The organism is Kamptonema sp. PCC 6506 (genome assembly GCF_000180455.1).
In the GTDB taxonomy this organism is placed as follows: domain Bacteria; phylum Cyanobacteriota; class Cyanobacteriia; order Cyanobacteriales; family Microcoleaceae; genus Kamptonema; species Kamptonema formosum.
Window position 1 is genome coordinate 1 of record NZ_CACA01000155.1, and the last position, 4,824, is coordinate 4,824.

General features: G+C 45.4%; 6 protein-coding genes. 3 read left to right on the forward strand and 3 right to left on the reverse strand.

Features of this window, described 5'->3' with window-relative positions:
• Nucleotides 1-130: 130 nt before the first annotated feature.
• A complete protein-coding gene (locus OSCI_RS08935; RefSeq protein ID WP_007354601.1) occupies nt 131-1,384 on the reverse strand; it encodes a sensor histidine kinase in 1,254 nt (417 codons plus the stop codon).
• On the reverse strand, nt 1,377-2,051 hold the full coding sequence (rppA, locus tag OSCI_RS08940; RefSeq protein ID WP_007354602.1) for a two-component system response regulator RppA: 675 nt from the start codon (nt 2,049-2,051) through the stop codon (nt 1,377-1,379). The genes OSCI_RS08935 and rppA overlap by 8 nt, the downstream gene beginning before the upstream one ends.
• A 148-nt stretch (nt 2,052-2,199) precedes the next feature.
• Here rppA and OSCI_RS08945 point away from each other — a divergent pair, with 148 nt between their 5' ends.
• Nucleotides 2,200-2,589: a hypothetical protein gene (locus OSCI_RS08945; RefSeq protein ID WP_007354603.1), complete on the forward strand. Its 390-nt coding sequence runs from the start codon at nt 2,200-2,202 to the stop codon at nt 2,587-2,589.
• A gap of 240 nt (nt 2,590-2,829) precedes the next feature.
• On the opposite strand, the gene OSCI_RS08950 is transcribed toward OSCI_RS08945, so the two are convergent.
• Nucleotides 2,830-3,654 (reverse strand): MlaE family lipid ABC transporter permease subunit, encoded by an 825-nt coding sequence (locus OSCI_RS08950; protein WP_007354605.1) that lies wholly within the window; start codon nt 3,652-3,654, stop codon nt 2,830-2,832.
• 199 nt (nt 3,655-3,853) lie between these two features.
• On the opposite strand from OSCI_RS08950, the gene OSCI_RS08955 reads away from it, so the two are divergent.
• Both OSCI_RS08955 and OSCI_RS08960 read left to right on the forward strand, forming a co-directional pair.
• Nucleotides 3,854-4,141, forward strand: a complete 288-nt coding sequence (locus tag OSCI_RS08955) for a hypothetical protein (RefSeq protein ID WP_007354606.1) — start codon at nt 3,854-3,856, stop codon at nt 4,139-4,141.
• Nucleotides 4,142-4,317: 176 nt separating this feature from the next.
• Nucleotides 4,318-4,767: an Hsp20/alpha crystallin family protein gene (locus tag OSCI_RS08960; protein ID WP_007354607.1), complete on the forward strand. Its 450-nt coding sequence runs from the start codon at nt 4,318-4,320 to the stop codon at nt 4,765-4,767.
• Nucleotides 4,768-4,824: the final 57 nt, after the last annotated feature.

A 4,824-nucleotide genomic window follows, 5' to 3' on the forward strand; every position in this document is an offset into this window, starting at 1 on the left:
TTGTCTAGGAGAGAAGGAAGAAAAATTTAGTTATCTAGGAGAGAAGGAAGAATGTTTATACAGTCAGCAGCCCAAACCCTTTCTAGTATTGTATTTTCCTCCTGCCTCCTGCCATCTGCCATCTGCCTCTCTAAAGAGGCAGTTCTATTTGAAACAGAGAACCTTTCCCCACCTGGCTACTTACTGTTAGCTGCCCGCCATGAGCTTCCACAATTTGCTGGGCGATCGCTAATCCCAATCCATAGCCACCTTTCTCCCGCGTTCGTTCCTCATCAACTCGGTAAAATCGGTCAAAAATCTGTGGCAAATCTGCCTCTGGAATGCCGATTCCCGTATCTTCTACTTGAATTAAAAGGCGATGACATTGATGCAATAAACGCAACCATACTGTTCCTCCAGGCAAGGTATATTTACAAGCATTAGTGAGTAGATTCGCGATCGCTTGTTTTAATAAATCTGCATTGCCTTTGATAATAACTCTGTCTTCAGGGAGTTGTAAATTAAGCGTTAACTGCCGCTCAACAATCTGTATTGATAAAGTGGCGATCGCATCTTTCAACAACTCCTTCAAGTCAATCGATTGCATCGAGTTCGGGTCTAAATGTCCTGCCTGTCGTGCTAAAAACAAGAGATCGGTCACTAACCGATTCATCGACTTAACCGTTTCCGCAATCTTTTCTAATCGAGTGTGCTTAGGCTTACCTGCCTCAACTGGACTGAGTAACCCAACCTGGGCATTACTAAGAATGATGGCAAGCGGTGCCCTTAATTCATGGGAGGCATCAGAGGTAAAACGTTGTAGTTGAGTATAGGAAATCCTAATAGGTTGCATCGCCAACCCGCCTAAAAACCAACCTACTAAGCTAATCGCGCCCAAGGTCAAAGGCACTGTTACCACCATTACGATCAGCAACTCTCTGAGTGTATTCCGAGCATCTGTCAACGGGATAGCAATTTGGAGGTAGCCAATCGTGCGTCCGTTGTAGTCAACTGGTAGTGTTAATTGTCGCAGCCAGTTGGAGGGAGATTGAATGGTTTCAAAGGCCGCGATCGCCTGAATCCGATCCAAGGGTTGCATCCCATAAAATTGTTGTAGTTCTCCAGTGGCCGAATACCAGCGAACGTAAATAATCTCACTGTCAGGCGGGGGAGAATAATTCCCCAGAATCGGAACGTTACTCAGATCGATGCGTTCTTTTCCTTGGTGCCAACCATAATCGATATTGGCAGCCATAACTCTTGCTTTTTTGTAGAGTAGGCGATCGCTTTCTTCTAAGTGGTTAACCGATCGCTGGTAGTAAATAATGCCGGCAAAAACGATCAGAATAGTCCCCATCGACAGCGTAAACCACTGGGCAAGATTGCGACGGCTACGATTAAACATCTGGATTCAAGCGATATCCCATACCATATATAGTTTCTAGCCAAGTGACAGCACCCACCGCCTGCAATCGCTGCCGCAGACGACGCACCAGAGTAGTAATCGCATTACTCTCCGGTTCGCTGCCCCACTCCCACAAAGCTTGCTCTATTTGACCGCGAGAAAGGACTTGACGAGGGTGACGCATGAGATACTCCAAAAATTGAAATTCGCGCCTCGATAAAAGCATACTGCGATCGCCGCGTTCCATTGTCAGCGTTGATAGATGTAGAGTCAGGTCTTCAACCTGTAAAGTATCCCCTTGCCAAACTGGGGATCGCCGTCCCAAGGCCCGCACCCGCGCCAGCAGTTCAAACACATCGGCAGGTTTAATCAGATAATCATCCGCTCCAGCATCTAAACCACTAATTTTATCAACAGTCGTATCTTTAGCAGTCAACAGCAACACTGGGGCAGTTTTTCCCAGACGGCGGTATTGCTGACACAAGCTTAAGCCGCTGACTTTAGGTAATAACCAATCCAGGATCAACAGGTCATAGTCCCGCTGCGATAAAATACATTGAGCGATCGCCCCATCTTCTATACCATCTACAATATGTCCTGCCTCAGAGAGAGCAGTTTGAAGCGGTTCGAGTTGATTCACATCGTCTTCTACTAGCAGAATTCGCATCGATCTAACCATTGTTCTGCAAGCTTTATGGTAGAGAAGACATTTAGGAAAAGCGTCCGTCAGAGGTAAGATTTACGTCAATCTTTTGCTAACTAGAATGTTCGTAGTTTCTGTATGCGATCGCGCGTAATCTAAATCTAAAATTCCAATGGCTTTACCTCGCTTCCGACAACTTCTCCACCGCGCTCACTGGGAATTTTGGTTGCCCCTGCCTTTGGTAGCCGCCTTATTCTGGACTACAGGTAACTCGATCGCAGCCCAAGTTCTAAGCCGTCGTTATGACTCCGTTAACAAACTTGAGGCAAATAGACAGTTAGAAGTGAGGTTGTCAGTAACAATCTTGACCATCAAGGCAGAAATCGATCGCAGCCGGGGCTTTACCACTATTTTTGTCAAAACTACTGACTCAACTTTAAAGAGGCTGGAATATGAGTTTCCATTCACCCAAGCCAGTCAAGTAGAGGCTGCGATCGCCCAAGAATTAGCAATACCGGTCGAAACTGTCCGCAAATTGATCGGCTACCGGATTAAAAACTGAGCGTTTGAAACGGCAAAAACCTTATACCAGTAGGAATTACGCTCATGGCTTGAGAAACCGGGTTTTTGAGAGCATCTCTGAGTCCGAGCGAAGTATTTTCGTAAAAAACCCGGTTTCTTTGGTTGGGTGCCAAAGTCCTGAATAATTGAAATATCGAGATGTTGAGGCGCGATCGCCTCTAACTCAGCACTTGAGTTAACTTCAGAAGATCGACCTCATACATCCTGCCTCCTGCATAATTTAATTACCTAGTCGCTGGAGAGCCATACTACCAGTGCCCTGAAACATCAACCAAGACAAGAAAAAATTGCAGATAAAGATCGCAAGCATAGAAGTCACAACAGCAGTCGTAGTAGACTGTCCAACACCTTTAGCACCGCCAGTAGTCGTCAAACCCCAACTCGTACCAATCACCGCAATTAAAGCGCCGAAAACAAAAGCTTTGATAGCTGGAGCACAAATATCCCAAGGCGTGAGAAAGTTTCGGGCAGATTCCAAAAACACGACGGGAGGAACGCCATACATCCTGGTAGCAATCAGCAGACCCCCAGCCATACCCGTTACCAGAGATAAGATGGTCAAAATTGGCAACATCAGACAGCAAGCAATAACGCGAGGAATTACCAGGTAATCAATCGGGTCAGTTTTGAGGATATAGAGAGCATCAATCTGCTCTGTTACTTGCATAGTGCCAATTTCAGCAGCAAAAGCAGAGCCGACTCGCCCAGCAATAATCACTGCTGTCAAGACTGGGCCAAGTTCGCGTGCTAAAGAGACAGCTAGTACACCACCAACGGCGTTAGTTACACCCAAGGCAATAAACTCCCGCGCTACCTGAATTGTAAACACCATACCCACAAAACCCGCAGTCACCAAGGCGATGAGTAGGGATTCCGGGCCCACAGCCACCATTTGGTCAAGGGTGTTGCGGCGATGAATAGTGCGAGTGAACAGGTGCAGAGTCACTTGGCCACCCAGCAGTATTGCTGCTAGAAATCGCTGACTCCACAATCCCAGGCTGGAAGAATTAGTCTGACTCAAGGTTAAGGATGGCTGTAACAACATTAGAGAAAAATAAAATCTCTCTACAAATCTTAAACAAGTTTCTTTAACTCAGTACAAATCTTAAACAAGTTTCTTTAACTAAAAATTTAAGTTTTCTGACAGATTCGCTGTAAAAGAGCGATCGCTTCTATCGTAGAAGAGGACAAGTAATTTCAACTTGTATACCTGTAGGCAGTTTAGCTGATTTGTGAGTCTCTATATGAGCATCGTGCCTAATTTTCTTCGCTCTCTACTGCTGGCTAGTCTTTTCAGCTTTGTCGCTCCGCTATTGTTAATCGGAGTTGGGTTGAGCTGCTTTTACTTGATTAGTCACCTGCCCTACCTACAAGAGGTTGGCCACTTTGGGGCGGGTCAGATTTTGAAGTTCCTAGCAACTTTCGGCAATGGTAGCCCCGTTGAGGGATTTTTGGTAATTGGCATTACTTTTAGTTTGGTGGGAGTGTTGTTTGATACCTATGCTTCCTGTCAAAATGTGCGGGGCGGTTAACCGTACATTTGGTTCGGAGATTAACACTGGGAGTACAAGAGTACATAAGTACGGTAATGCGAACGTGGTGCTGGGAGAAAACCGAATCACCTAATTGGGGAATTATCAATACATTAGAGACAGTTAAATCAAGGTTTCTTTAAACCCTAAAATTCAGAAGATTGGAGGTATTGATTATGTCTCTTATTCGTTTTGAACCATTCCGGGAAATTGATACTTTGCAGCGAGAAATGAATCGCTTGTTTGATACCTTTACGCCGCCAGTAGAGAGGGGTTCTAATGGTGTTGCGTTTATGCCTGCCGCTGAGCTGCATGAAACTCCAGAAGCTATTCACTTAAAACTAGAAATTCCTGGTTTAGAGGCTAAGGATTTGGACGTGCAAGTGACGGCGGAAGCTGTTGCTGTTAGCGGGGAACGCCGCTCTGAAACTAAGACGGAAGATAAAGGTATTACTCGTTCTGAGTTCCGTTACGGTTCTTTCCGCCGCGTGATCCCTCTACCTGCACGCATTCAAAATGACAAGGTGGAAGCTAAGTACAAAGATGGAATTTTGAATCTGAATCTACCTAAAGCTGAAGCTGAAAAGAACCGAGTTGTTAAGGTGTCGCTTGATTCGGTTGATTAATATTTCCTCAGCATTTGAGGTGAGCTAGATAGAGCGGTTTTCAGTTGCGTTAGAAGA

Bases quoted from the DNA above. Each gene is read 5' to 3' on its own strand.
- rppA (WP_007354602.1), bottom strand. From the start codon at position 2,051: ATGCGAATTCTGCTAGTAGAAGACGATGTGAATCAACTCGAACCGCTT.
- OSCI_RS08945 (WP_007354603.1), top strand. From the start codon at position 2,200: ATGGCTTTACCTCGCTTCCGACAACTTCTCCACCGCGCTCACTGGGAA.
- OSCI_RS08950 (WP_007354605.1), bottom strand. From the start codon at position 3,654: ATGTTGTTACAGCCATCCTTAACCTTGAGTCAGACTAATTCTTCCAGC.
- OSCI_RS08955 (WP_007354606.1), top strand. From the start codon at position 3,854: ATGAGCATCGTGCCTAATTTTCTTCGCTCTCTACTGCTGGCTAGTCTT.
- OSCI_RS08935 (WP_007354601.1), bottom strand. From the start codon at position 1,384: ATGTTTAATCGTAGCCGTCGCAATCTTGCCCAGTGGTTTACGCTGTCG.
- OSCI_RS08960 (WP_007354607.1), top strand. From the start codon at position 4,318: ATGTCTCTTATTCGTTTTGAACCATTCCGGGAAATTGATACTTTGCAG.